At 33.8% G+C, this 26,345-nt stretch carries 33 protein-coding genes; 2 read left to right on the top strand and 31 right to left on the bottom strand.

Annotation, left to right across the window (positions count from 1 at the left end; genetic code table 11):
• Positions 1–113 precede the first annotated feature (113 nt).
• The gene (locus tag QBK95_RS03790) at positions 114–2,105 is read left to right on the top strand and encodes an ATP-binding protein (RefSeq protein ID WP_280930710.1); all 1,992 of its coding nucleotides are present in this window, start codon (positions 114–116) and stop codon (positions 2,103–2,105) included.
• A gap of 2 nt (positions 2,106–2,107) precedes the next feature.
• Here QBK95_RS03790 and argS read toward each other — a convergent pair whose 3' ends face one another.
• Positions 2,108–3,886 (bottom strand): arginine--tRNA ligase, encoded by a 1,779-nt coding sequence (argS, locus tag QBK95_RS03795; RefSeq protein WP_280930711.1) that lies wholly within the window; start codon positions 3,884–3,886, stop codon positions 2,108–2,110.
• Between the two features lie 466 nt (positions 3,887–4,352).
• Between argS and QBK95_RS03800 the strand changes: the two genes are divergently transcribed.
• Positions 4,353–4,979 (top strand): chromophore lyase CpcT/CpeT, encoded by a 627-nt coding sequence (locus tag QBK95_RS03800; protein WP_280930713.1) that lies wholly within the window; start codon positions 4,353–4,355, stop codon positions 4,977–4,979.
• Between the two features lie 11 nt (positions 4,980–4,990).
• On the opposite strand, the gene QBK95_RS03805 is transcribed toward QBK95_RS03800, so the two are convergent.
• The 30 genes from QBK95_RS03805 to rplV all read right to left on the bottom strand — a co-directional run bounded on the left by QBK95_RS03805 (position 4,991) and on the right by rplV (position 26,342).
• Entirely contained in the window at positions 4,991–5,401 is a 411-nt protein-coding gene (locus tag QBK95_RS03805; protein WP_280930715.1) for an RrF2 family transcriptional regulator, read from the bottom strand.
• Between the two features lie 92 nt (positions 5,402–5,493).
• On the bottom strand, positions 5,494–6,426 hold the full coding sequence (gene ctlX / locus QBK95_RS03810; RefSeq protein WP_280930717.1) for a citrulline utilization hydrolase CtlX: 933 nt from the start codon (positions 6,424–6,426) through the stop codon (positions 5,494–5,496).
• A gap of 36 nt (positions 6,427–6,462) precedes the next feature.
• A complete protein-coding gene (locus QBK95_RS03815) occupies positions 6,463–7,377 on the bottom strand; it encodes a dimethylarginine dimethylaminohydrolase family protein (RefSeq protein WP_280930719.1) in 915 nt (304 codons plus the stop codon).
• A 216-nt stretch (positions 7,378–7,593) separates the two neighbouring features.
• Entirely contained in the window at positions 7,594–8,880 is a 1,287-nt protein-coding gene (locus tag QBK95_RS03820; RefSeq protein WP_280930721.1) for a citrate synthase, read from the bottom strand.
• Between the two features lie 251 nt (positions 8,881–9,131).
• Positions 9,132–12,383: an aldose epimerase family protein gene (locus QBK95_RS03825; protein ID WP_280930722.1), complete on the bottom strand. Its 3,252-nt coding sequence runs from the start codon at positions 12,381–12,383 to the stop codon at positions 9,132–9,134.
• Between the two features lie 211 nt (positions 12,384–12,594).
• Positions 12,595–13,887, bottom strand: a complete 1,293-nt coding sequence (gene eno, locus QBK95_RS03830) for a phosphopyruvate hydratase (RefSeq protein WP_280930724.1) — start codon at positions 13,885–13,887, stop codon at positions 12,595–12,597.
• A gap of 196 nt (positions 13,888–14,083) precedes the next feature.
• On the bottom strand, positions 14,084–15,190 hold the full coding sequence (carA, locus tag QBK95_RS03835) for a glutamine-hydrolyzing carbamoyl-phosphate synthase small subunit (RefSeq protein WP_280930726.1): 1,107 nt from the start codon (positions 15,188–15,190) through the stop codon (positions 14,084–14,086).
• Between the two features lie 124 nt (positions 15,191–15,314).
• Positions 15,315–15,782, bottom strand: coding sequence for a 50S ribosomal protein L17 (gene rplQ, locus QBK95_RS03840; RefSeq protein ID WP_280930728.1), 468 nt, complete (start codon positions 15,780–15,782; stop codon positions 15,315–15,317).
• 60 nt (positions 15,783–15,842) lie between these two features.
• The gene (locus tag QBK95_RS03845) at positions 15,843–16,835 is read right to left on the bottom strand and encodes a DNA-directed RNA polymerase subunit alpha (RefSeq protein ID WP_027392530.1); all 993 of its coding nucleotides are present in this window, start codon (positions 16,833–16,835) and stop codon (positions 15,843–15,845) included.
• 23 nt (positions 16,836–16,858) lie between these two features.
• Complete coding sequence (gene rpsD, locus QBK95_RS03850; protein ID WP_280930732.1) at positions 16,859–17,464, bottom strand: 30S ribosomal protein S4; 606 nt, start codon at positions 17,462–17,464, stop codon at positions 16,859–16,861.
• Positions 17,465–17,602: 138 nt separating this feature from the next.
• Positions 17,603–17,986: a 30S ribosomal protein S11 gene (gene rpsK, locus QBK95_RS03855; RefSeq protein WP_091411316.1), complete on the bottom strand. Its 384-nt coding sequence runs from the start codon at positions 17,984–17,986 to the stop codon at positions 17,603–17,605.
• Between the two features lie 8 nt (positions 17,987–17,994).
• Positions 17,995–18,369 (bottom strand): 30S ribosomal protein S13, encoded by a 375-nt coding sequence (rpsM, locus tag QBK95_RS03860; protein ID WP_211075685.1) that lies wholly within the window; start codon positions 18,367–18,369, stop codon positions 17,995–17,997.
• A 2-nt stretch (positions 18,370–18,371) separates the two neighbouring features.
• Positions 18,372–18,488, bottom strand: a complete 117-nt coding sequence (ykgO, locus tag QBK95_RS03865; RefSeq protein ID WP_013621733.1) for a type B 50S ribosomal protein L36 — start codon at positions 18,486–18,488, stop codon at positions 18,372–18,374.
• A 117-nt stretch (positions 18,489–18,605) separates the two neighbouring features.
• The gene (gene infA / locus QBK95_RS03870; protein WP_010181908.1) at positions 18,606–18,821 is read right to left on the bottom strand and encodes a translation initiation factor IF-1; all 216 of its coding nucleotides are present in this window, start codon (positions 18,819–18,821) and stop codon (positions 18,606–18,608) included.
• Complete coding sequence (gene secY, locus QBK95_RS03875) at positions 18,821–20,158, bottom strand: preprotein translocase subunit SecY (RefSeq protein ID WP_280930755.1); 1,338 nt, start codon at positions 20,156–20,158, stop codon at positions 18,821–18,823. The genes infA and secY overlap by 1 nt, the downstream gene beginning before the upstream one ends.
• Before the next feature lie 10 nt (positions 20,159–20,168).
• Entirely contained in the window at positions 20,169–20,621 is a 453-nt protein-coding gene (gene rplO, locus QBK95_RS03880; RefSeq protein WP_280930757.1) for a 50S ribosomal protein L15, read from the bottom strand.
• Positions 20,622–20,630: 9 nt separating this feature from the next.
• Positions 20,631–20,810: a 50S ribosomal protein L30 gene (rpmD, locus tag QBK95_RS03885; RefSeq protein ID WP_280930759.1), complete on the bottom strand. Its 180-nt coding sequence runs from the start codon at positions 20,808–20,810 to the stop codon at positions 20,631–20,633.
• Positions 20,811–20,822: 12 nt separating this feature from the next.
• Positions 20,823–21,347, bottom strand: coding sequence for a 30S ribosomal protein S5 (rpsE, locus tag QBK95_RS03890; protein WP_280930761.1), 525 nt, complete (start codon positions 21,345–21,347; stop codon positions 20,823–20,825).
• A 6-nt stretch (positions 21,348–21,353) separates the two neighbouring features.
• Positions 21,354–21,710, bottom strand: a complete 357-nt coding sequence (rplR, locus tag QBK95_RS03895) for a 50S ribosomal protein L18 (RefSeq protein WP_280930763.1) — start codon at positions 21,708–21,710, stop codon at positions 21,354–21,356.
• A 10-nt stretch (positions 21,711–21,720) separates the two neighbouring features.
• Positions 21,721–22,263: a 50S ribosomal protein L6 gene (gene rplF, locus QBK95_RS03900; protein ID WP_280930765.1), complete on the bottom strand. Its 543-nt coding sequence runs from the start codon at positions 22,261–22,263 to the stop codon at positions 21,721–21,723.
• A 20-nt stretch (positions 22,264–22,283) separates the two neighbouring features.
• Positions 22,284–22,682, bottom strand: a complete 399-nt coding sequence (gene rpsH, locus QBK95_RS03905; RefSeq protein ID WP_280930767.1) for a 30S ribosomal protein S8 — start codon at positions 22,680–22,682, stop codon at positions 22,284–22,286.
• A 70-nt stretch (positions 22,683–22,752) separates the two neighbouring features.
• A complete protein-coding gene (gene rpsN, locus QBK95_RS03910) occupies positions 22,753–23,022 on the bottom strand; it encodes a 30S ribosomal protein S14 (protein WP_280930769.1) in 270 nt (89 codons plus the stop codon).
• A gap of 2 nt (positions 23,023–23,024) precedes the next feature.
• Entirely contained in the window at positions 23,025–23,576 is a 552-nt protein-coding gene (rplE, locus tag QBK95_RS03915; RefSeq protein WP_280930771.1) for a 50S ribosomal protein L5, read from the bottom strand.
• A gap of 2 nt (positions 23,577–23,578) precedes the next feature.
• A complete protein-coding gene (gene rplX, locus QBK95_RS03920) occupies positions 23,579–23,890 on the bottom strand; it encodes a 50S ribosomal protein L24 (RefSeq protein WP_280930773.1) in 312 nt (103 codons plus the stop codon).
• A 13-nt stretch (positions 23,891–23,903) separates the two neighbouring features.
• Positions 23,904–24,272, bottom strand: coding sequence for a 50S ribosomal protein L14 (gene rplN / locus QBK95_RS03925; RefSeq protein ID WP_027392543.1), 369 nt, complete (start codon positions 24,270–24,272; stop codon positions 23,904–23,906).
• A 2-nt stretch (positions 24,273–24,274) separates the two neighbouring features.
• Positions 24,275–24,532 (bottom strand): 30S ribosomal protein S17, encoded by a 258-nt coding sequence (gene rpsQ, locus QBK95_RS03930; protein WP_027392544.1) that lies wholly within the window; start codon positions 24,530–24,532, stop codon positions 24,275–24,277.
• A 12-nt stretch (positions 24,533–24,544) separates the two neighbouring features.
• Entirely contained in the window at positions 24,545–24,739 is a 195-nt protein-coding gene (rpmC, locus tag QBK95_RS03935; protein WP_118387126.1) for a 50S ribosomal protein L29, read from the bottom strand.
• 12 nt (positions 24,740–24,751) lie between these two features.
• Positions 24,752–25,171, bottom strand: a complete 420-nt coding sequence (rplP, locus tag QBK95_RS03940; RefSeq protein WP_280930777.1) for a 50S ribosomal protein L16 — start codon at positions 25,169–25,171, stop codon at positions 24,752–24,754.
• A gap of 20 nt (positions 25,172–25,191) precedes the next feature.
• Complete coding sequence (rpsC, locus tag QBK95_RS03945) at positions 25,192–25,926, bottom strand: 30S ribosomal protein S3 (RefSeq protein WP_280930779.1); 735 nt, start codon at positions 25,924–25,926, stop codon at positions 25,192–25,194.
• 8 nt (positions 25,927–25,934) lie between these two features.
• Positions 25,935–26,342: a 50S ribosomal protein L22 gene (gene rplV / locus QBK95_RS03950; RefSeq protein WP_280930782.1), complete on the bottom strand. Its 408-nt coding sequence runs from the start codon at positions 26,340–26,342 to the stop codon at positions 25,935–25,937.
• Positions 26,343–26,345 lie beyond the last annotated feature (3 nt).

A 26,345-nucleotide genomic window follows, 5' to 3' on the forward strand; every position in this document is an offset into this window, starting at 1 on the left:
AAAACAACTTTCACATAAATATAGAGAAAAAGATTAGATAATAAAATTTTTGTTAAAAAAAACTTAAAGAATAAAAAAATGTAGTAATTTAAAAGTGCCCTAAAATGTAATTTATGAAACACTCTTACGCTTACATTATACTATTATTACTATTCTTAAGTAATAATAGTTTTTCTCAACAACAAAAATTAGACAGCCTAATTCATATTACAACCTCCATTTCAGATTCTTCTAACATTGATCTTGCAACAGATTTAATCTATGAACTGAGTCTGGATGAACAATATGACGAAGGCCTTAAATATTGTAACACATTTATTGATATATCTAAATCTATAACATATAATAAGGGAACTGGAAGAGTATATATTGAGAAAGCCAATATTTATAATATAACTGATCAATCGTTCACAGCTATGCAATCGTATGATCAAGCAGAACATTATTTTGAGCTAGCTAAATACAATAGGGGTGTTGCTGTAACGAACAATAACAAGTCAATTATTGAACATCGCCTTGGCAATTTAGAAAAAAGCATAAACCACTTATTAAAAGCCAATATATACTATGAAAAGCTTAATGACAGTATCAGCTTAGCAGATACTTTTAACAATATTGGTAATGTATACCACGCACTAAAACAACCTAACCCTGCAAAAAAGTATTATAAAAAATCTATTAGTATTAAGCGCAAAAATAAACTTAAAAACCTAGGAGCTACATTAAACAACCTTGCGTTAATATATATTGACACCCGTGAAATAGATTCGGCGATTACAATGTTAAATGAAGCTCTTGAAGAAAACAAACTACAAAAGGACAGCAGAAGTATCTCTGGAACTTATAATGCTTTAGGAAGAATATATCTTGACCAAAAAAAATATACCAGAGCAAAAGAATATTTTGAAGCGTCTATGTTTGTTGGAGGTAAAGTAGAATATAAACGAAGATTAGTAACCACAAAGCATGCACTCGCTTTAATAGCAATCAAAACAGGAAATTTAGACGAAGCTGAAAAACATCTTACCGAAAGCAGGTTAAAGGCCAAAGAACTCAATTCTGTGAGTCAATTACTTGCTAATTATAAATATACAGCTCAGCTGGATTCTGCTAGAGGGGATTTTGCTAATGCATTTGAATGGCAAAAGAAACATCAAACTCTACTTAATGAAGAATCAGAAGCAGAAAAAAGAAAAAACGTTTCTATTACTCAACAAAAAATAGAAAATGAACGTAAACAACAAAAAGTACTGGAAGTTCAAAGATCCAATGAACAAGAGACAAATGAAAAGCTTATAAAACAAAAGATATACACTTATGTCGCAATTGTCGCTTTTATCGTGGCAATGATTTTTATTATTTTCATTATTAAAAGTAGATTAGAAAGAGCTAAATATATTAATGAGCTTAATGAATCTAATCAAGTAAAAAACAAATTATTTTCTATAGTATCTCATGACCTAAAAAACGAAATACATGGGTTAAACAATACACTTAACTTATTAGAAAATGACATAATTTCTGAAAAGGAATTTAAGGAAATTATACCTTTACTTTCTGATAGCACCCATCAAACCACTATTCTGCTATCTAATCTTTTAAATTGGTCAAAGTCCCAAATGAATAAACTTAAAGCCAATCCTGTTACTATTGATTTTACCGAAATCATAAAAGACAAATTTAGATTCTTTGAATCAAGAGCATCTCAAAAAGGGATTCAGCTGATTAATAATTTAACGGATACCACCAATGTATTTGCAGATAAGGATATGTGTACTATTGTAACACAAAATTTAATCGCAAATGCTATTAAATTTTGTAATTCTGGTGATACAATCACAATATATAAAGAAGAGCTAGAAAAGGATTATATAAAAATCTGTTTTAAAGATACTGGAGTAGGAATATCCGAAGAGAACTTAACCAAGCTTTTCTCTGAAGACACTTTCTCAACCAAAGGAACCAGTGATGAAACAGGTACTGGATTAGGTTTAAAAATTTGTAACGAATTAATCACTCTTAATCGAGGGATTTTAGGCATCAAAAGTACTCTTGGAAAAGGTAGTACTTTCTTCATAACATTGCCTAAAATTAATCCTTCATAAACCTACATACGTTCTGGAACTTTTACTCCTAACAATCCAAAGGCTGATTTAATCGTGGCACCAACAACCTGAGATAATTGAATTCTAAAAATCTTTTCTGTTTCAGAATCAGCTCCAAATATCGATACATTCTGAAAAAACGAATTGTATGCCTTTACTACATCATAAGTATAATTAGCAATAACTGCTGGACTTAATTCCTGAGCTGCATGCTGAATAATTTCTGGATATAATTCTAATAATTTAATAAGTTCCTTTTCTCTAATATCCAACGTGATATTTTTCACTGGGCTATTCCAATCGAAATCTGCTTTACGCAAAATCGCTTGAATTCTTGCATAAGTATATTGAATAAAAGGTCCTGTGTTTCCTTGAAAATCCACCGATTCAGATGGATTAAAAAGTATTCTCTTCTTTGGATCTACTTTTAGAATAAAGTATTTCAATGCACCTAAACCAATAGTTTTATAAACATCATTTTTTTCTTCTTCAGAATACCCATCTAATTTCCCTAACTCTTTCGATATTTCTCCAGCTGTTTTGGCCATTTCGACTATAAGATCATCTGCATCGACTACGGTACCTTCTCTACTTTTCATTTTACCACTAGGTAGATCTACCATTCCGTAGCTTAAATGATGTAAATTTTTGGACCAATCGTATCCTAATTTCTTAAGAATAAGAAAAAGTACTTTAAAATGATAATCTTGCTCATTACCAACGGTATAAATCATACCGCCGATATCAGGATTATCTTTAACACGCTGTATTGCGGTTCCAATATCCTGAGTCATATATACTGCGGTACCATCACTACGCAATACTAACTTTTCATCCAAACCTTCCTCAGTTAGATCACACCATACGGATCCATCTTCTTTTTTAAAGAACACACCCTTGGTAAGTCCTTCTTCAATATTATCTTTTCCTAAAAGGTATGTGTTACTTTCATAATAATAGCTATCAAAATCAACACCTAATGTCTTATATGTTAGATCAAAGCCAGCATACACCCAATCATTCATAGTCTTCCAAAGCTTCACGACATTTTCATCACCAGCTTCCCATTTTCTAAGCATTTCTTGAGCTTCAATCAAAATCGGAGCCTCTTTTTTTGCTTCATCTTCTGTTTTTCCTGAAGCAATCAATTCTGACACTTGTTTCTTATACTCTTGATCGAATCGAACATAATAGTTCCCTACCAGTTTATCTCCTTTTAAACCTGTGGAATCTGGAGTTTCTTCATTCCCAAACTTCTGCCAAGCAACCATACTTTTACAAATATGAATCCCTCGATCATTAATAATCTGAGTTTTATATACTTTTTTACCACTAGCTTTAATAATTTCGGCCACAGCATATCCCAAAAGATTATTTCTTATATGACCTAAATGCAACGGTTTATTGGTATTAGGTGAAGAATATTCAACCATTACAGCTTTACCATCTTCCTCTGGAGTTACAAAACCATACTGCTCAACTCCTTTTATTTGTGAAAAGAAATCCAAATAATACTGATCTGCAATCACAAGATTTAAAAAACCTTTTACCACATTAAATGAAGTAATTTCTTCAACATGTTGCACTAAATAATTTCCTACAGCTTCTCCTATCTGTACAGGATTACCCTTTACTACTCGTAACATAGGAAAAACCACAACCGTAATATCACCTTCGAATTCTTTACGAGTTCCTTGTAACTCAACGGATTCCAAATTTGCGCTATATAGTTCTTTTATTGCCTCTTTTACCTGTCCTGAAATGGTTTGCTGTAATGTCATTTTATAAATTGTATTTGATATAAAAATCAGGCAGCAAAGATAATAGAAATATAATGTTCTACCTCTTCAATCCCAATCAATTCGTATCTTAAAACAAAAGAAAAATGTTAATCAATCTTGTATATTGACATTATGAACCTAAAAATATTTTTTAGTCACTATAAGGATTATGCACAGCAAATTATCAGAAACTAAAAAGAATTAATACTACATATATTTCCCGTTTTAAAAATCTACAAAATCAACACATTTTTTTTCTTCATTTACATCTCAAAAAAAAATCATATTATCCAAAACATATTACATTCATCATAACATATTACAACCTCTTTATTATAACATTATACTTAGCAGAATATTTCGGTAAAATTTACTTGAAAACCGTAAAAAACAAGATGAAAAGGTCAATTTTATCGATTAATTACTCTTTTTGTAAAAATATTAGTACTTTTATAAAAACCACTATATGTCGAGATTTTTCTTTTTTGTATTCCTATTTATAATTATTACAGGTTGTGAATCTAAAATAAATCACGATGCGCAGCTGTATGATTTTATGGAAGCATTTACAGGTAAATTCTCCTCTAAAAAACAAGCTGAACAGGATTCAGGATATTCTAAAATAACACTTATCAATACACCTATATGGGAAGATAGATCAGGGTATTGGTTTTATCATGAATTACATAAAGAGCAGGATCCTTCCTTTGTTTACAATCAAAGAATTATTCATATCAAAAGAATTGACAGTGTCACCATTAGTAGCGCTAATTATATAATCCCTAATCAAAAAAAATATATAAATGGTTGGAAAGATCTTTCTGTTTTTGATGATCTAATTATGGATAGTCTTAAAATTAGAGATGGATGTGACTTATATTTTAAAAAGAAAACTTCTACTATCTATCAAGGAAAAACTAAAAAGGGAGCCTGTTTAAGTAGCTTTAAAACCAATATGTCTTATATCACAAGTAATGTTGTAATTAGCAAAGAGAGAATCACTTCCTGGGATAGAGGATATGACATTAACGGAAAACAGGTTTGGGGTAAAATTCAAGGACCTTATAAGTATATTAGAATTTCAGAGAATTAAAGCAAGTAATTTTAATCCGTAAAATCTGCTAAAGTTTTGTTTTCTAGAACCTTTAAAGTATTATCTCTTACTTCTATCATTAGTTTATGTACTGTACAAGCGTCTTCATCAGGGCAATCATTACATTTTTCATAGAAGTTCAAACTCACACAAGGCAACATAGCAATTGGCCCTTCTAATACCCTAATTACAGATGCCATAGAGATCTCTTTAGGCTGCTTAATTAAATAGTATCCGCCTCCTTTTCCTTTCTTGGATCCTAAAAAGCCATTTTTGCGGAGTGTTAATAATATACTTTCTAAAAACTTCTGTGAGATATTTTCGCTTTTGGCTATCTCAGAAATCAATACAGGATGTTCACACCGCTTTCTTGCGATATAGGTCAATGCTTTTAATCCGTATTTCGTTTTCTTAGAAAGCATATGTTTCCTTTATAATTATATTCAAAAATAGTTAAAAGATATTACTTCGCGTATTTCTCCATACAATTACCTATAGTATAGAACCAGAAAAACTAATTCATTGGCAGGAAAATCTCTGCCATCATACATCTAGCACTTCCTCCACCTAATTTTTCAATTGTACCTAGATCACTGTGAAGAATAGCACAATGCTTTTCTATTTTTTCTATTTGATCGTTCGTTAGACTATGGTAAGCTGCAGAAGACATTACCAAATACCGTTTTTCATCTGCTCCTATCACCTGTAACATATTACCAGCAAAATTATTTACCTGATCTTCTGTGATGGCAATAATTTCTTTACCATCACTTGTTAGATGTTTTAAAAGATTTTTTCTTTCTTTTTTATCATCTACACAATCCAGACATACAACAGCAAAAGTCTCTCCAATTCCCATCATCACATTTGTATGATATATGGCAAGTCGTTCTTTGCCTACATTCTGATATGCTGTAAAAATAACTGGTGTATATTCAAAATCTTCACAGAATTCAATAAGTAATTCTTCATCGGCTCTTGGAGATAAAGCACAATATGCTTTTCTACCTACCCTATCTAAAACAAGACTACCTGTTCCTTCCAGAAAAACTTCATCTTTTTCAGCTTCGGTATAATCAATCACATTTTTAATTTCGAAACCAGATTTTTCTATAGTATCCAATACTTCTGGTCGACGTTCTCTCCGCCTATTCACAGCAAACATTGGATACAACCCTATATCTCCGTTTTCATGAAAAGAAACCCAATTATTTGGAAAAATTGAATCTGGAGTATCATTTTTCGGATCATCGTCAATAACAATTACGTTTACACCTACGGATCTCAATGTTTTAATGAAATTATCAAATTCTGTTTGCGCTTTTATATTAGCATCTTCAGAACTAATTCCAGATCCATCCTGATAATAATTATTAACAGCAGTTTGCTCATTCATCCTAAATTTTACTGGACGAATCATTACTATTGTATTGGTTACTTGTTTCATCTGTTTATATATTACTGATAAAAGGTAAGACAGCGTTTAATCTCTTATTAATGGCATCGTAGAACAACGTAAAAGTCCTTCTTGTTTCGCTATTTCTGCATAAGGAACTTCTTCTACTGTTATATTTAAACTACGTAGCCAAGTATTTAGTCTAATAAAGTTCTTTTCAGAAATTACAATATCTTCTGATATCGAAAACACATTAGAATTCATATAATACATTTCATCTTTACTAATATGAAATAGGTTTTCTTCTCCAAAAAAGTTTACCAAATATTCATAATCGTCTAGATTTCTAAAGCCTTCTTTATGAATGATTGCTTTATCTTTACCTACTGGTTGAAAGCAGCAATCCAGATGTAAAGCATTATCTCTAGGATCATCCATTGATTTATTTAAATCAAACTCCTTTACTATTTTGTTTGGAAAAAGTGATTGAATATAAGCAACTCCTTTCATATTAGTTCTAGCCACGATACAATCACTATAATCTTCACCTTTATAGGTACCTATAAAAATATGGTCATTATGAATAATAATATCACCTCCTTCAAAATGTATATCTTCAGAAGGAGCTTTACATACTTTTTGAGAATCTACCTGATCTATAACATATTCTATAGCTTTAATCTCCTTTTCTCTATCCGGAAGTATATTTGACTTTATAAACTTATCTTCTATAACCAAGGCAATATCTCTTGCAAAAATCTGATTATAATTCTCAATAACTTCTGGCCTATATACTTTTACGTCATATTTCTCAAAAATTTTAGCTACAGCCTCCATTTCATTGATCATATCGGTTTCTTTCGGATAGGTGCCAGCCTTTATATGTTCAATAGATTTAGGATCATAAGCCTCTTCAATTTTTGGAACAGGTCCGTTACTTACAGCTGTTCCTAAAACAACTGCTCTAAGCCTTGAAGTTTCGTTTCTAATATGTAGTTTCAATGGTCTAATATTTATATAAAACTAAAGTTAACATATAACTTTAGTGATCAAACAAATATAGGAAGACGGATAGTTTGGATGCTAATTTTATTCAAAAAAAATATCAAATTTTTATCAAATTCTGAAATTAGACACGTATTCAAAAGATGTATTATTTATTTCATAAAAAAAGGTGTTGAATTTTTCAACACCTTTTTTTATTTATTCAGTTTATTTTTATCTTTTTTCAACAGACTTAAATTCTCTGTAATTTTCTCCAATATATATTTGTCTTGGTCTTCCTATAGGTTCTTTACGAAGACGCATTTCTCTCCATTGAGCAATCCAACCTGGCAATCTTCCTAGGGCAAACATTACAGTAAACATTTCTGTTGGTATCCCTAATGCTCTGTAAATAATTCCAGAATAGAAATCAACATTAGGATATAATTTTCTTTGTACAAAATATTCATCTTCTAAAGCTACTTTTGCAAGACCTTTTGCTATATCCAGAACAGGATCTTCTATTCCTAAATCTCCTAGTACTTCTTCTGCAGATTTTTTAATAATCTTTGCTCTAGGATCAAAGTTTTTATACACTCTATGCCCAAATCCCATTAAACGGAAAGGATCACTTTTATCTTTTGCTTTATCAATATATTTTGCTGTATCTCCACCATCTGCTTTGATTGCTTCAAGCATTTCGATAACCGCTTGATTCGCACCACCATGTAAAGGTCCCCATAAAGCAGATATTCCAGCAGATAATGATGCAAATAATCCAGCATGAGAAGAACCTACAATTCTTACCGTAGAAGTTGAGCAATTCTGCTCATGATCAGCGTGTAAAATAAGTAACTTATCCAGAGCATCGTTAACAACTTTATTAGCCTCATAGGTTTTATTAGGTCTAGAAAACATCATTTTATGTAAATTCTCTACATACCCTAATGAGCTATCACCATAATCTAATGGAAGGCTTTTACGTTTTCTCATAGTCCAAGCTGCAAGCACAGGAAACTTAGCCATTATCTTTACAATAGCATTATACATAGCTTCTTCAGAATCTACATCTACCGACATAGGGTTAAAAGCTATCAATGCACTTGTTAATGAAGAAAGAACTCCCATTGGATGCGCACTTTTAGGAAAACCATCAAGAATTCTCTTCATATCTTCATCGACATGAGATTCTTCTTTTATGTCTTTATCAAATTTATCCAACTGCACAGCGGTTGGTAATTCCCCAAAAATCAATAAATATGCTACTTCCAAGAAATCAGCCTTATCTGCCAATTCTTCGATAGAATAACCTCGGTATCTTAGAATTCCTTTTTCTCCATCTAGAAAAGTAATCCCACTCTCACAACTTCCAGTATTTTTGTATCCTGGATCAATTGTTGTTACACCTCCTGTGGCTCCTCTAAGAGCTTTGATATCAATTCCTAATTCATTTTCAGTTCCTTCTATGATTGGGAACTCATACTTGTTACCGTCGATTTCTAACGTAGCTTTTTTTGACATTGTGATTATTTAGAATTTTGCTGTTATAATATGGGTTGCTAAATTACAAAATATAGCGTTAATATATTATTAATCGTAGCATCTATTTTAGCCTTACAGCATTACTTTAAAATTATTCATAAAAAAACGAGGATTTATTACTAATCCTCGTTTTAGAATATTTAATATATCATTAACATTGCGCTATTAACAATATTTTTTTATCCATACTTATTACAATTAATCTTACTTACTTCAAAGTAAAAAACTAATTATGGAAGCTGTTCTGTTATAACAAAACCATATAATTGAAAAAATAAATTATTTGGATGATTTAGAATATTATTTATCAAAATACCCGCATCATTTCCAGAACCTATTAATTGTACTCCTCCTGAAAGATTTATATCAGCGTTATTATATCCTGAAACTATAAAACCAAAAAGTTGAAAGAAATTTCCTGGATCATTTAAAATAGTATCTCTTAAAAAACCATTATCATTTCCAGAACCTATTATACTAACTGATCCATCTTGATTAGCATCACCCGTACACATACCTATTGTTCCAACTGGCATTCCATTAGAAGTTTGCGCATTAGATCCAAACGTTGGTTGCGAACCGTTTCTAAAATCCAACGTTGTTGTAACTACATCCAATATCACAGGAGTATCCGTCATTATTCCTAGATGATTTCTATGCTTAATAACTACATAATAGCTTCCGCCTGAAGTAGCTGTCATCGTAACTTCTGGATTTCCATTTACATCCACAATATCTCCATCTCTTTGAACAAAAGCGGATTGAGAATCAATTATTGTTGTATTGGTAGTCGCATCACGTAATTCAACAAGTACCCAATCCACAATATTATCCTCATCCAAAGCAGCATCGTTAAAAATGGTTCCATCCACTGAAGCTCCATCACTATATGGTGTATTATTAGGCAAATATCCTAATGTTCTAAGATCATCTCTCATAAAATTATCCGCACTCGTTAGCATTGCTCCTTGTAAGAAAACCTTAGGGGAAACTCGAACAATATCATTCAGAACATTTACATCAAAATTATATGTAGTTGGTGCTGATCCGCAAGCGATATCAAAACTAACATTAGCAGTGTATGTGCCAGAGTTAATCAACTGAATATCGTTTGATACTAAGATTTCTGTTCCTACAGCCGAAAAAGAATCAGGACCTGTCCACGAAACAGTTCCATTAAAAGGTTCTGGCAAACGCAATTCTAACCGTTTTCCTATTTCTACATCAATTGCTTCAGCAGGATTAGCTACATACGTAGCATCATCAATACTAGTTTCAAATGAGAGTGTAGGGTTTTCACTATTAATAGTAATATCTTTTTGAATAGTTATCCCGCAAGGATCTGCGATCACATAATCAATGGTATACATTCCAGGTGTACTTACAGACAAATCGATCTCTCCTGTACTCGTACTGACAAAAACTAAACCTGTTGTACTACTAAATGTACCTCCACCAGTTCCAGAAATACTTGGAGTAGGGTTGCTATCCGATGCACAAAATACAGAAGCAGGAAAGTTAAAATCTCCTGAACTACTTGTAACAATAGTAAGATCAAAAGTACTTGAAACTGCACAGATTCCAGGTGTCGTATACGTTATTTCATGAACTCCTGCTGTACTTGTGTCTAAATCAATTAAACCTGAAGCGGCATCAATAGACAGTCCAGAAGTAGAGCTATTCGTAAATGTTCCACCAGCGGTTCCAGTTATTGTCGGTGATGGATCAATATCACCACTACAATAATCTGTAGCCGCATAACTAAATGAAGCATCTTCATTTGTAACAGTAATATTTTGAGGAGTGCTTGTCGCACCACAACTTCCTGATATTTCATATACTATAGGGTATGTCCCTAAAGGAGTAGCTACAACATCGATCTCTCCAGTATTAACATCAACAAACACTAAATTCATATCTGTACTTGAGAAAACTCCACCTGTGGTTCCTGTGATATTTGCAATAGGATTAGCATCTGATTTACAATAGATAGAAGATGAATAATTAAATTCAGCTGTACCAGAAGTAGAAATAGTAAGGTTAAAAGTACTTGAAACTGTACAAGCACCTGTAAGTGTATATGTTATCTCATGCGCTCCTACTGTACTTGTGTCGAGATCTATCAATCCAGATGTTGGGTTTATTGACAGTCCAGAAGAAGAACTATTAGAAAATGTTCCTCCACTAATTCCTGTAATAGATGGTAAAGGATCCACATCTGCACTACAATATACTGTGGCTGCATAATTAAATGAAGCATCAGCACCTGTAATCGTTATATTTTGTGGAGTACTTGTTGCTGCACAAGTCCCTGATAATTCATACACTATTGGATACGTACCAACAGGTGTTGCTGCTAAATTAATCTCACCTGTAGTGTTATTAGCAAATACCAAATCAGCATCTGTGCTTGTAAAAACTCCTCCTCCAGTTCCAGATATCGTAGCTACAGGATTGGTATCGGTTACACAAAAAGATGTATTCTCATAAGAGAAAGAAGGATCTCCAGAGGAAACAATATTTATGATAAAAGGTGGAGATGCAGAACTTGTTCCTCCCTGACAATTATTTGTGACAAATCTATTTACAAAATATGTTCCAGGAGTAGAAGATCCAGGACTTATTACTCCTGTAGAAGCATTCATTGCCAGACCTGCTCCAGCAAGAAATACTTGATTAGCAGTTTCTGGCATCGTCTCATCTAAGATAGGAACAATAGGATTGATATCATCACTACAATAGCTATCAGAAGCATAAGAAAAGTTAGGATCAAGGCTTACTACAATTTTTACAGTATGCGTAGTAATAACACATCCACCTGGCGCGGTATAAGTTATAACATATGTTCCAGGCGTAGAGGAAGCAAGATCTATTTCTCCCGTAGCAGATGTTGACATCATTTTACTTTCCACTGGTTCTATAATAAATTCAGATCCTCCTCCTCCTCCAAAAACTAATCCAGTAGATGAAGTTGAGAACTCTCCTCCTATTATACCTGAAATCACAGGAGCAGGACTTGAACCAGAAGTACAAAGAGTTGTAGATGTTGTTCCGCTAGCGTTATATGTTATTGTTGTCGGGTCTGATGAATGAATCGTTACATTCTGCATAAAAGTTAAAGGGCTTCCACTTGCAACAGTATAAGTAACTGGATAAGTTCCTGGAGTACTCGCATCCAGATCAATTATTCCAGTAGTTGAATTAACAAAAACTAATCCTGCGGTACTAGTAAAAGTTCCTCCAGAAGTTGTCACATTAGGAATTGGGTCTATATCACCTTGACAAAACTCTGACGGCGTATAATCAAAAGTGGCATTAAGCACTTCTATTTTTTCGAATTCTTCATCTGACTTATCATTATAAGATGATGTCTTAGAATTATTTAAAATTTCTGCAATATCATTTACTATTACAAATTCGTTACCGAAAGTAATGTTAGTAGATAAAGCCAGTAAGAAGAACAATAGTAAAAGTCTCTTCATATAATGTGTTTTGATTCCGCGAAAGTATTAAAAATTACTAACTCAGCCTTCGAAAATAGTTAAAATAAGTTAAAAATCAGCAGTTTAACGTAAAAAATACGCTTTTCATCCCTTCAAAAGGTAAAGGATTTATTAAAAATCACTATAAAACCTAGCTATTTGTAATAAAAAAAGCTCACTAACAAGTGAGCTTTTTCCTACAAATATTAATTTATTTCTTTACTTTAAAAGCTTTTTCTTTTGGGTAATAAGCTACCATCCCTAATTCTTCTTCTATACGAAGTAGTTGATTATATTTTGCCATCCTATCACTACGAGAGGCAGAACCTGTTTTAATCTGACCTGTATTTAAAGCAACCGCTAAATCTGCTATTGTATTATCCTCTGTTTCTCCAGATCTATGCGACATCACCGAAGTATAACCAGCATTATGTGCCATATTTACAGCGGCAATCGTTTCAGTAAGTGTTCCAATCTGATTTACCTTTATCAGTATTGAATTAGCTATACCATTTTCAATTCCTCTAGATAATCTCTCTACGTTCGTAACAAATAGGTCATCTCCTACTAGTTGTACTTTATCACCCACCTTATCAGTTAGATATTTCCATCCATCCCAATCATTTTCATCCATACCATCTTCTATTGAAACAATTGGATATTTAGAAGCCAATTCTGCCAAATAATCAGCTTGCTCTTCACTGGTTCTAACTACACCAGTATCTCCTTCAAATTTAGTATAGTCATATTTACCATCTACAAAAAACTCAGCAGCTGCACAATCCAATGCAACCATGATTTCATCTCCAAATTTATATCCAGCTTTCTCTACCGCCAAAGCAATAGAATCCAGCGCATCCTCAGTACCGTCTAATGTAGGTGCAAAACCTCCTTCATCACCCACTGCAGTACTCAATCCTCTATCGTGAAGTACTTTTTTAAGGTTATGAAAAATTTCGGTTCCCATTTGCATTGCATGTGTGAAATTCTTCGCTTTTACAGGCATTACCATAAATTCTTGAAACGCTATCGGAGCATCACTATGCGAACCTCCATTAATGATATTCATCATAGGAACTGGAAGTGTATTAGCACTCACTCCACCAACGTAACGATACAAAGGCATATTAAGCTCGTTTGCCGCTGCCTTAGCAGCTGCTAAAGAAACACCTAAGATTGCATTAGCACCTAGTTTAGATTTATTAGGAGTTCCATCCAAATCAATCATTGTTTGATCCAATAAATTTTGATCAAATACAGAATACCCTAATAATTCTTCAGCAATTACTGTGTTTACATTTTCTACTGCCTTTTTCACTCCTTTACCCATGTAATCATTGCCTCCATCTCGCAACTCCACAGCTTCATGTTCTCCTGTAGAAGCTCCTGATGGAACTGCTGCTCTTCCTAAAACACCATTTTCGGTTATCACGTCTACTTCTACTGTAGGGTTACCACGTGAATCTAAAATTTGTCTGGCGTGAATATTAATTATTACACTCATGTTCTTGATTTATTTTTTTGTTGGATAATTTTAATTGATCGCAATATACGAAACAGGTAAATTTTAACACCTTCTAAAAGTTCTTAATTTATTGCGAAACCCCCTTTATTAGCACTAAGTTATCAACTATAACGTTATAGATTAAAGCCTTATAAAAACAGCTTCTATTTTCAATTATTATAGAAGTCTATATGATCTACTTATGTGTTCTAATATTTTCTATAAATTGATCAAATAAGTACGTTGAATCATTTGGTCCAGGACTTGCTTCTGGATGATATTGTACTGAAAAACAATTTTTATTTTTCATTTTGATTCCAGCTACAGTATGATCATTTAAATGCATATGAGTAACTTCTACATCATTATGATTTTCAGTTTCTTCTCTATTAATAGCAAATCCATGATTTTGAGATGTAATTTCTCCTTTGCCAGTAATTAAATTTTTTACAGGATGATTTATTCCTCTATGTCCGTGATGCATTTTATAAGTACTAATTCCATTAGCCAATGCGATTACCTGATGTCCTAAACAAATACCAAACAATGGTAAATCCCTAGTTATAATTTCTTTTGCCGTAGCAATTGCCTCAGTTAATGGCTCTGGATCACCAGGCCCATTGGATAAAAAGTAACCATCTGGCCCCCATTCGCTCATCTGTTCAAAACTAGTATCATAAGGAAACACTTTTATGTAAGCATCTCTTTTAGCCAAATTACGAAGTATGTTCTTTTTTACACCTATATCCAATGCTGAAATCTTATAGGTAGCATTAGGATCTCCAAAGAAATATGGTTCTTTTGTAGAAACTTTTGAAGCTAATTCTAAACCATTCATATCAGGAACATCTGCCAATTGCTTTTTTAACTTTTCGATATCATCAATCTCTGTTGAGATTAACGCATTCATTGCTCCATTATCTCTTATATAACTTACTAATGCTCTAGTATCAACATCTGAAATGGCTAATAAATTATGTTTTTCTAAAAACTCTTGTAAAGAAGTATCGGCAAGATCACGAGAAAATTCATAACTAAAGTTTTTAACAATCAAGCCTGCTATTTTAATAGAATCAGATTCTACTTCTTCATCATTAGTTCCATAATTACCAATATGAGCATTGGTAGTAACCATTAATTGTCCATAATATGACGGGTCAGTAAAAATCTCCTGATACCCAGTCATTCCAGTATTAAAACACACTTCTCCAAAAGCAGTTCCTTCTTTTCCTACTGCTTTCCCATAAAAAATTGTACCGTCTGCTAATAAAACAATTGCTTTTTTTCGAGATTGATATTTCATCCTATATTCTATTTGATAATAAATTTCCCTGTTTAAAGGGGTAAAACTTTTTAATTATTCAAAAAAAAAGGATAAACGATGAACGTTTATCCTTTATTAATTATGTGTAATTCACATTTTTCATTTATTCTTCTTCAGAACTAGTAGTTTCTACTACAGGTGCAGCTTCAGTTTTCTTAGTTCTACCTCTTCGAGTAGATTTCTTCTTAGCTGGCTTACCTGCGTTATATAACTCATTGTAATCCACTAACTCTATCATCGCCATATCAGCATTATCTCCAAGACGATTACCAAGCTTAATAATTCTTGTATATCCTCCAGGTCTGTCACCTACTTTAGCTGCTACATCTCTAAACAATTCTGCAACGGCGTATTTATTACGTAATTTACTAAATACTATACGACGATTGTGCGTAGTATCTTCTTTAGATTTAGTTACTAACGGTTCAACAAATTGTTTAAGAGCTTTTGCTTTTGCTACAGTAGTATTTATTCTCTTATGCTCGATAAGTGAACAAGCCATATTAGCAAGCATAGCCTTACGATGCGCTGTCTTTCTACCTAAGTGGTTTACTTTTTTTCCGTGTCTCATGACATTTAAATTTAATCATCATCTTGCTTCAACCCATTTTGAGGAGCAAAATATGATGTATTAGTCTTTATCTAATTTATATTTAGAAAGATCCATTCCAAAGTTAAGTCCTTTAACGTTTACAAGCTCTTCTAGCTCAGTTAAAGATTTCTTACCAAAGTTACGGAACTTCATTAAATCATTTTTGTTATATGATACTAAGTCTCCAAGTGTATCTACTTCTGCAGCTTTTAAGCAATTTAATGCTCTTACAGAAAGATCCATATCGATTAACTTAGTTTTCAACAACTGTCTCATGTGTAATGATTCTTCATCATATGTTTCTGTTTGAGCAATCTCATCAGCTTCTAATGTGATACGCTCATCAGAGAATAACATGAAATGGTGAATCAGGATTTTTGCAGCTTCAGTCAATGCATCCTTAGGATGAATAGATCCATCAGTTACAATTTCGAAAACCAATTTCTCATAATCCGTTTTCTGTTCTACACGATAGTTTTCAATACTATACTTTACGTTTTTAATAGGCGTATATATAGAATCTGTAAAAATAGTTCCTATTGGTGCGTTAGCTTTTTTATTTTCTTCTGCAGGAACATAACCTCTTCCTTTCTCGATAGTAATCTCAAGGTTAAGTGCAACCTTTTTATCCATATTACAGATTACCAAATCTGGGTTAAGAACTTGAAAACCTGAAATGAATTTCTGAAAATCACCAGCAGTCAATTGTTCCTGACCAGAAATAGAGATTGTAACTGATTCATTATCTATATCTTCAATCTGACGCTTAAAACGTACTTGCTTAAGATTTAATATGATTTCTGTTACATCTTCCACAACTCCAGAAATAGTAGAAAACTCATGATCTACTCCTTCTATTCTTAAGGAAGTTATAGCGAATCCCTCTAAAGAAGATAGCAAAACTCTTCGCAAAGCGTTACCAACTGTTAATCCGTACCCTGGTTCTAATGGTCTAAATTCAAATTTACCATCAAACTCACTAGAGTCGATCATGATAACTTTATCGGGCTTCTGAAAATTTAATATTGCCATATTATTGTTTCTTCTAAGAGTTATTACTTCGAATATAATTCGACGATGAATTGTTCGTTGATATTTTCCGGAATCTGAATTCTTGCCGGAACAGATACGAAAGTACCTTGTTTAGTGTCATTATTAAAAGTAATCCACTCATACACTTTGCTATTATTAGCAAGTGAATTTTGGATAACTTCTAAAGATTTTGATTTTTCTCTAACTCCTACAACATCACCAGGTCTTAACTGGTACGATGGAATATTAACCAATTCTCCATTTACAGTTATATGTCTATGAGAAACTAATTGTCTAGCTCCTCTACGAGAATTTGCTAATCCCATTCTAAAAGCTACGTTATCTAAACGAGATTCACATAATTGAAGTAAAACTTCACCTGTAATACCTTGTGATCTTGTAGCTCTTTCGAACATATTTCGGAATTGACGTTCTAGAATACCGTAAGTATATTTAGCTTTTTGCTTTTCCATTAATTGGATTGCATATTCACTTTTCTTACCTCTACGTCTATTATTACCGTGTTGTCCAGGAGGATAATTTCTTTTTTCGAATGATTTATCATCTCCGAATATCGCTTCACCAAATTTACGAGCGATTTTTGTTTTAGGACCAGTATATCTTGCCATTACTTTGTATTTAATTTTAGAGGAGGTTATGAATTAAGGTCTCTTTCCTTCGATAATCTTTATCCCTCTTTTGACTTACTTATTTATTATATTTATTTAGGTATAAAAGATCCCGAAACATGTTTCGGGATACATTTATTATACTCTACGTCTTTTTGGAGGACGACATCCGTTATGAGGCATTGGAGTAACATCAATAATTTCTGAAACTTCAATTCCTGAATTATGAAGAGAGCGTATTGCAGATTCTCTACCATTACCAGGGCCTTTAACATATACCTTTACTTTCTTAAGTCCTGCTTCGATTGCAACCTTAGATGCATCTTCTGCAGCTAACTGTGCAGCATAAGGAGTGTTCTTTTTAGAACCTCTAAATCCCATTTTACCAGCTGAAGACCAAGAAATAACGTCTCCTTTTTTATTAGTTAACGATACAATAATGTTGTTAAAAGAAGCTGTTACGTGCGCTTCTCCTACTGATTCAACAATTACTTTACGTTTTTTTGAAGTTGACTTTGCCATACTACTTATTATTTAGTTGCTTTTTTCTTGTTAGCAACTGTTTTTCTTCTTCCTTTACGTGTTCTAGAGTTGTTCTTAGTACGTTGTCCTCTAAGTGGTAAACCAGCTCTGTGACGAATACCTCTATAACATCCTATATCCATAAGACGTTTGATATTCAATTGTACTTCAGAACGTAATTCTCCTTCTATGGTATAGGCTCCTACAGCTTCACGAATGCGACCAATTTGATCATCATCCCAATCCGAAACTTTAATACTTTCATCTACTTTGGCAGTGTCCAAAATTTCTTTTGCTCTACTTCTACCAATTCCGAAGATATAGGTTAATGCTATAACTCCTCGCTTTTGTTTAGGTATATCTACCCCTGCAATTCTTGCCATAATTACCCTTGTCTTTGTTTAAATCTAGGATTCTTTTTATTAATTACGTAAAGTCGGCCTTTTCTACGCACAATCTTGCACTCGGCACTTCTCTTTTTTATTGATGCTCTTACTTTCATCTCTTTGTGTTTAATTCCTGAAAATACCTTTTAAGCATTTCAGAAGGTCTCGTTAACAAGATTTTCAGCCCGCAAAAGTACGTAAAAAATCTTAATTAACTAATATTCTTAAAATTATTAGTATCTATATGTTATACGAGCCTTTGATAAATCATAAGGACTCATTTCTAACTTCACCTTATCACCTGGTAATAATTTGATATAATGCATACGCATTTTACCAGAGATATGAGCTGTCACCACGTGACCATTTTCTAATTCTACACGGAACATTGCATTTGATAATGCCTCAATTATACTTCCGTCTTGTTCTATTGCTGGTTGTTTTGCCATTATGCTACTGCTTTACGGTTTTTACCAGTTTTCATCAACCCATCATAATGTCTATTCAACAAATATGAATTTACCTGTTGCATTGTATCTATAGCAACCCCAACCATAATCAATAGAGAGGTTCCTCCAAAAAACAATGCCCATCCTTGCTGAACACCAAGAAGTTTTACTGCAATAGCAGGAAAAATAGCGATCAATGCTAAGAATACAGATCCTGGCAAAGTAATTTGTGACATTATTTTATCCAAATATTCAGCTGTCTCACTTCCTGGTCTAATCCCTGGAATAAAACCGCCACTACGTTTCAGGTCATCTGCCATTTTATTGGTAGGAACTGTAATCGCAGTATAAAAATATGTGAATATGATAATCAACAATGCAAATAATAAATTATACCATAATCCGAAAATATCGCTAAATGCTGCCGCTATTCCTTGTGAAGTTTCAGATTCTGAAAGACCTGCCACCGCAGCTGGAATAAACATAATTGCTTGAGCAAATATAATAGGCATTACCCCAGAAGCATTTAATTTCAATGGTATATACTGTCGCGATCCGAAAACATTTTTTTCGTATCCACCACTAGCTGTTCTTCTAGCATATTGCACTGGAATTTGGCGCACTGCCATAACCAATAGTACGGATGCGAGAATAATTACAAACCATATTACCAATTCTATCAGCACCATTATTATATCACCTCCTTCTCCCGAAGTTCTAGAAATAAAGTTCTGAACGAATGATTGAGGTAAAGTTGCAATAATACCAACCATAATCAATAATGAGATACCATTACCAATACCTTTATCAGTAATCTTTTCTCCTAACCACATTGCAAAAATACAACCCGTTGTTAGGATAATTACAGAAGACACAACAAAAACAGTTTGGTTTTCAAGTACAAAAGCTCCCGGCGGAAGTGTTGCGAACAAGTTATAGATATAACCTGGTCCTTGAACCAAGGTAATAGCTATAGTTAACCAACGTGTTATCTGATTAATCTTCTTTCTCCCACTTTCTCCTTCTTTTTGTAATTTTTGAAGATAAGGAATTGCTATTCCCATTAATTGTACAACAATAGAGGCTGATATATAAGGCATAATACCTAAGGCAAATACGGAAGCATTTGCAAATGCTCCTCCTGTAAATGCATTAAGTAATCCTAAAAGACCATCTTGAGTTTGTGTACCAAGATTAGCCAATTCTGCCGCATCTACTCCTGGTAGTACAACTTGTGCTCCAAAACGATATACTAAAAGTAATCCTAGTGTGACTAAGATTCTATTTTTTAGTTCTTCGATTTTCCAAATGTTTTTTATTGTATCAATAAATTTCATGAACTGTCTATTATAAGGTTACTGCTTCACCACCTGCTGCTTCGATAGCAGCTTTTGCTGTGGCCGTAAATTTGTGAGCTGAGACTTTTAACTTCGCCTTCAATTCACCTCTACCCAGTATCTTAACTAAATCATTTTTTCCTGCAAGACGTGCACCTAGTATCACGTCAAGATCAACGGTATCAGTTATACTTCCAGCATCGACTAACTTTTGCAAAGTATCAAGGTTAATCCCTTGATATTCTTTTCTGTTAATATTCTTAAACCCAAATTTAGGTACACGTCTTTGAAGTGGCATTTGACCTCCTTCAAAACCGATCTTTCTAGAATATCCAGAACGTGATTTTGCTCCTTTATGACCACGTGCAGCAGTTCCACCTTTTCCAGAACCCTGACCGCGACCTAATCGCTTACTGTTATTTTTTACTGAACCTGCAGCAGGTTTTAAGTTACTTAAATCCATGTGCTTATATTAATTTGTTTCTACAGAAACTAAATGTTTAACTTTATTTACCATCCCAAGGATATTAGGAGTGTCATCATGCTCAACAACCTGACCGATCTTTTTAAGACCTAAAGCCTCCAGAGTTCTTTTTTGTCTCTGCGTACGGTTAATCGCGCTTTTTACTTTAGTAATTTTAATCTTTGCCATCGTTCCTAATATTTATCCTTTAAACACTTTCTCAAGTGAAACACCACGCTGAGTTGCTACTTGCTGTGCGCTTCGCATCTGCAATAAAGCATCAAAGGTTGCTTTCACCACATTGTGTGGGTTAGACGATCCTTGGTTCTTAGAAAGTACATCATGAACTCCTACAGATTCTAATACTGCACGGATAGCTCCACCCGCAATTACTCCAGTACCAGTTGCAGCAGGCATTAATAATACTCTTGCTCCACCATATTTACCTTTTTGTTCGTGAGGTAAAGTTCCTTTTGTCAATGGAATACGTACTAAATTTTTCTTAGCATCTTCTACTGCTTTTGCAATAGCTTCTGCAACTTCTTTAGACTTACCTAAACCGTGACCAACTACACCGTTTTCATCTCCTACAACTACGATTGCAGAGAATCCAAATGCTCTACCACCTTTAGTTACCTTAGTAACACGTTGTACTCCAACTAAACGATCTTTTAATTCAAGTCCACTTGGTTTTACTAATTCTGCGTTTTTATATTTTTGATACATAATTTCTTAGAATTTAAGTCCTGCTTCTCTAGCTCCTTCAGCCAATGATTTTACTCTACCGTGATATAAATACCCACCTCTATCAAAAGAAACGGTATCTACACCTGCCTTTTTAGCTTTTTCAGCAAGAGCTTTTCCTACCAAGGTTGCTTTTTCTGCTTTACTTCCTGATGCAGAAGCAATGTCTTTATCTCTTGAAGAAGCTGCACCGATAGTCTTACCAGTTACATCATCTATGATTTGCGCATAGATTTCTTTATTACTTCTAAAAACAGATAATCTAGGACGTTGTTCTGTTCCGCTTACTGTACCGCGGATTCGCTTTCTGATTTTTAATCTTCTTAAATCTTTTGAGAATGCCATAACTTCGTTATTATGCAGATTTACCTGCTTTTCTTCTTAATTGTTCTCCTACGAATTTAACTCCTTTACCTTTGTATGGTTCTGGCTTACGGAAGCCTCTAATTTTAGCAGCTACCTGCCCCACTAATTGTTTATCGTAAGAAGTTAATTTAACGATCGGGTTTTTACCTTTTTCAGAAATAGTTTCTACTTTCACCTCTGGAGCAACATTTAAAACAATGTTGTGAGAGAAACCTAGTGCTAAATCTAATTTTTGTCCTTGATTAGAAGCTCTATAACCTACTCCTACCAATTCCAATTCCTTAGTAAAACCTTCAGAAACGCCTTTTACCATATTATTAATCAAAGCTCTGTATAATCCGTGCTTTGCTTTATGATCTTTAGCCTCACTAGGTCTTTCTAGAACAACCTGACCTTCTTCTACTTTCACATTGATAGCGTCTATCTCTTGTGAAAGCTCTCCTAATTTTCCTTTAACAGTAACAACATTACCTGTCACTTCTACAGTGACACCAGACGGAATAGTTACTGGATTTTTTCCTATTCTTGACATTTCTTTTGTCTTTTATACTGTTAGTATACGTAACAAAGTAATTCACCACCTACATTCTCTTGTCTTGCCTGTTTACCAGTCATTACACCATGAGAAGTAGAAACGATTGCGATTCCTAATCCATTAAGGATTCTTGGAACCTCGCTAGATCCTGCATATTTACGCAAACCAGGCTTACTGATTCTTTGTAATTCTTTTATTACAGGTTCTTTGGTTAATTTATCGTATTTAAGAGCGATCTTAATACTACCTTGTGTTGTATTATCTTCAAATTTATAACTTAAAATATATCCTTGGTCGAATAATATTTTAGTGATCTCTTTTTTAACCTTTGATGCAGGAATCTCAACTACTCTATGTTGAGCACTATTTGCATTTCTAATTCTGGTTAAATAATCTGCTATAGGATCTGTATTCATTGTATTTAATTTATGATCTTGGTTTTCCACTATTATAGTCGAACCTTAGACCAATTAATTTACTTTTTTATTACCAACTAGCTTTAGTTACTCCTGGAATTAACCCTTTGTTAGCCATCTCTCTAAATGTAACACGAGATATTCCAAATTGACGCATATATCCTTTTGGTCTTCCTGTTAATTTACAACGATTATGTTTACGGATAGGAGAAGCATTTCTTGGTAACTTTTGCAATGCATCATAATCTCCAGCTTCTTTTAAAGCTTTACGTTTTTCAGCATATTTAGCAACAGTTTTTGCTCTCTTCACCTCACGGGCTTTCATTGATTCTTTAGCCATAATTAATTCTTTTTAAAAGGTAACCCTAGTTGTGTTAACAATGATTTTGCTTCTTTATCCGTTTTTGCAGACGTTTCGAAAGTGATATTCATTCCTGAAATTTTATTCACTTTATCAATATCTATTTCCGGAAAAATTATTTGTTCAGTAATCCCTAATGAGTAATTACCTCTACCATCAAAACCAGTAGCTTTGATTCCTCCAAAATCTCTTACACGTGGTAACGCTGAAGTAATCAATCGATCTAAAAACTCATACATCCTTTCTCCTCTTAACGTAACCTTAGCACCAATTGGCATTCCTTTACGTAATTTGAAAGTAGCAACATCCTTCTTAGACATAGTAGCTACAGCTTTCTGACCTGTGATCATTGTTAACTCATCCACTGCATGGTCGATTAACTTTTTATCCGCTACAGCTGCACCGACTCCTCTACTTAAAACTATTTTTTTAAGCTTTGGCACTTCCATTACATTACCGTAACTAAATTCTTCTGTAAGAGTAGACATAACTCTGTCCTTATACTCTTGTTTTAATCTTGGGATATAAGCCATAACTATATTACTTCATTAGATTTTTTAGAAAATCTCACTTTCTTATCTCCTTCTACTCTATACCCAACTCTTGTCGTGTCACCTCCAGAGGTTAACAACGATAAATTAGATATATGAATAGGTGCTTCTTGCTTCACTATACCACCTTGTGGATTAGCAGCACTAGGCTTTTGGTGTTTAGACACTAAGTTTACACCTTCTACAATTGCCTTGTTCTTATCTTTCAATACTTTTTGCACTGTTCCCTGTTGACCTTTATTGTCTCCAGCGATCACTTTTACAGTATCTCCTGATTTAATTTTTAGCTTTGTCATCTTTGCTATACTATTAAAGCACTTCTGGCGCTAGTGAAACAATCTTCATGAATTGCTTATCACGAAGTTCTCTTGCAACAGGACCAAAAACACGAGTTCCTCTCATTTCTCCTGCAGGGTTCAATAGAACACAAGCATTATCATCGAAACGGATATATGAACCATCTGGTCTGCGCACTTCTTTTTTGGTACGAACTACAACTGCAGTAGAAACCGCTCCTTTTTTAATGTTTCCATTAGGAGTTGCTTCTTTAACGCTGACAACTATTTTGTCTCCTACAGAGGCGTATCTTCTTTTTGTACCACCTAAAACACGGATAACTAAAACTTCTTTACCACCTGTGTTATCTGCTACTTTTAATCTAGACTCTTGTTGTACCATAATTACTTCGCTCTTTCAATTACTTCTACTAATCTCCAGCACTTGGTTCTACTCATAGGTCTTGTTTCCATGATCTTTACAGTATCACCAATATTGCAGTCATTTTTCTCGTCGTGTGCTACGTATTTTTTCGTTTTTAACACGAACTTTCCGTACATAGGGTGTTTTACTTTCTTAACTTCAGCAACCACAATGGATTTCTGCATTTTATTACTAGTAACTACACCTATACGTTCTTTTCTTAAGTTTCTTTTTTCCATCTTTCAGCAGAATTAACCGTTTAATTCTCTTTTAGTTAACTCAGTAGCCATTCTTGCTATAGATCTTCTTACTTTACGCAATTGTAAAGGATTCTCTAATGGAGACATAGCGTGAGCCATTTTTAAATCTGAATATTCTTTTCGATATTTACCAAGTTCCTCTTGTAATTCAGCTGTAGATGATTCTTTTACTTGTGATTGTTTCATAATCTTCTAATATTAAGCTTGATAATCTCTAGCTACGATAAACTTAGTTTTTACTGGCAACTTCTGAGCAGCTAAGCGTAATGCTTCTTTAGCTACATCATAAGGTACACCACTGATCTCAAATAAGATTCTACCTGGTTTTACTACTGCCGCCCAATACTCAACAGCACCCTTTCCTTTACCCATACGTACTTCAAGAGGTTTCTTTGTAATAGGTTTATCTGGGAAAATTTTAATCCACAGAGAACCTTCTCTTTTCATATAACGAGTAGCAGAAATACGAGCTGCTTCTATTTGTCTAGCTGTAACAAAATTTGAATCTAATGATTTGATTCCGAAAGTTCCGTTAGAAAGGGTATGTCCTCTTTGAGAAAGACCTTTCATACGACCTTTTTGTTGCTTACGGAATTTTGTTCTTTTAGGCTGTAACATTGTTAATTTACTTTAAAAAATTACTTTCTACGACGTGATTTATTATTTCCACCTCGTCCGGATCCAGAACCTCTATCGCCTCCTTTTCCTTGTTTCTTAGAAAGGCCTACTAAAGGAGAAAGCTCTCTCTTACCATATACTTCGCCTTTCATAATCCACACTTTAACACCTAACCTACCATAAGTAGTATGTGCCTCAACCAAAGCATAATCTATGTCAGCTCTAAATGTTGATAATGGAATACGACCATCTTTATAAGACTCTGAACGTGCCATCTCAGCACCATTCAAACGTCCTGAAATCTGAATCTTAATACCTTCAGCATTCATTCTCATTGCAGCCGCAATAGCCATCTTGATTGCACGACGATAAGAGATACGACTCTCTATTTGTCTTGCAACACTAGATCCAACTAAAAATGCATCAAGTTCTGGTCTTTTGATTTCAAAGATATTGATCTGAACTTCCTTATCAGTAATCTTCTTAAGCTCTTCTTTTAACTTGTCTACCTCTTGCCCACCTTTACCGATAATGATACCAGGTCTAGCAGTAGTGATAGTAACGGTTACAAGTTTAAGCGTACGCTCAATGATTACTCTAGATACACTAGCCTTTGCTAAACGTGCGTGTACATACTTTCTAATCTTATCGTCTTCGGCAAGTTTATCACCGTAGTCATTACCTCCATACCAGTTGGACTCCCATCCTCTGATGATACCAAGGCGATTTCCGATTGGATTTGTCTTCTGTCCCATAGTTTATATTAGCTTTGTGTATTATTTTTTGCTGCAACCACGATTGTTACGTGATTAGAGCGTTTTCTTATTCTGTGTGCACGACCCTGTGGAGCAGGACGAAGTCTTTTTAACATACTTCCTCCATCTACACGAATCTCTTTTACAAAAAGATCTGCATCTTCTATGCTAGCGTCTTCATTTTTCGCTTGCCAGTTAGCTATTGCAGAAAGCAATAACTTTTCTAGACGACGCGATGCTTCTTTAGGGTTAAATCTAAGAATATGAAGCGCTCTTTCAACTTTCTCACCACGAACCAAATCCGCTACTAAACGCATTTTACGAGGTGACGTAGGGCAGTTATTAAGTTTAGCAAAAGCAATTTGCTTTTTCCCTTCCTTAATTCTTTCCGCCATTTCTCTTTTACGAACTCCCATAGC

This window comes from Aquimarina mycalae (assembly GCF_029906345.1).
Taxonomy (GTDB): domain Bacteria; phylum Bacteroidota; class Bacteroidia; order Flavobacteriales; family Flavobacteriaceae; genus Aquimarina.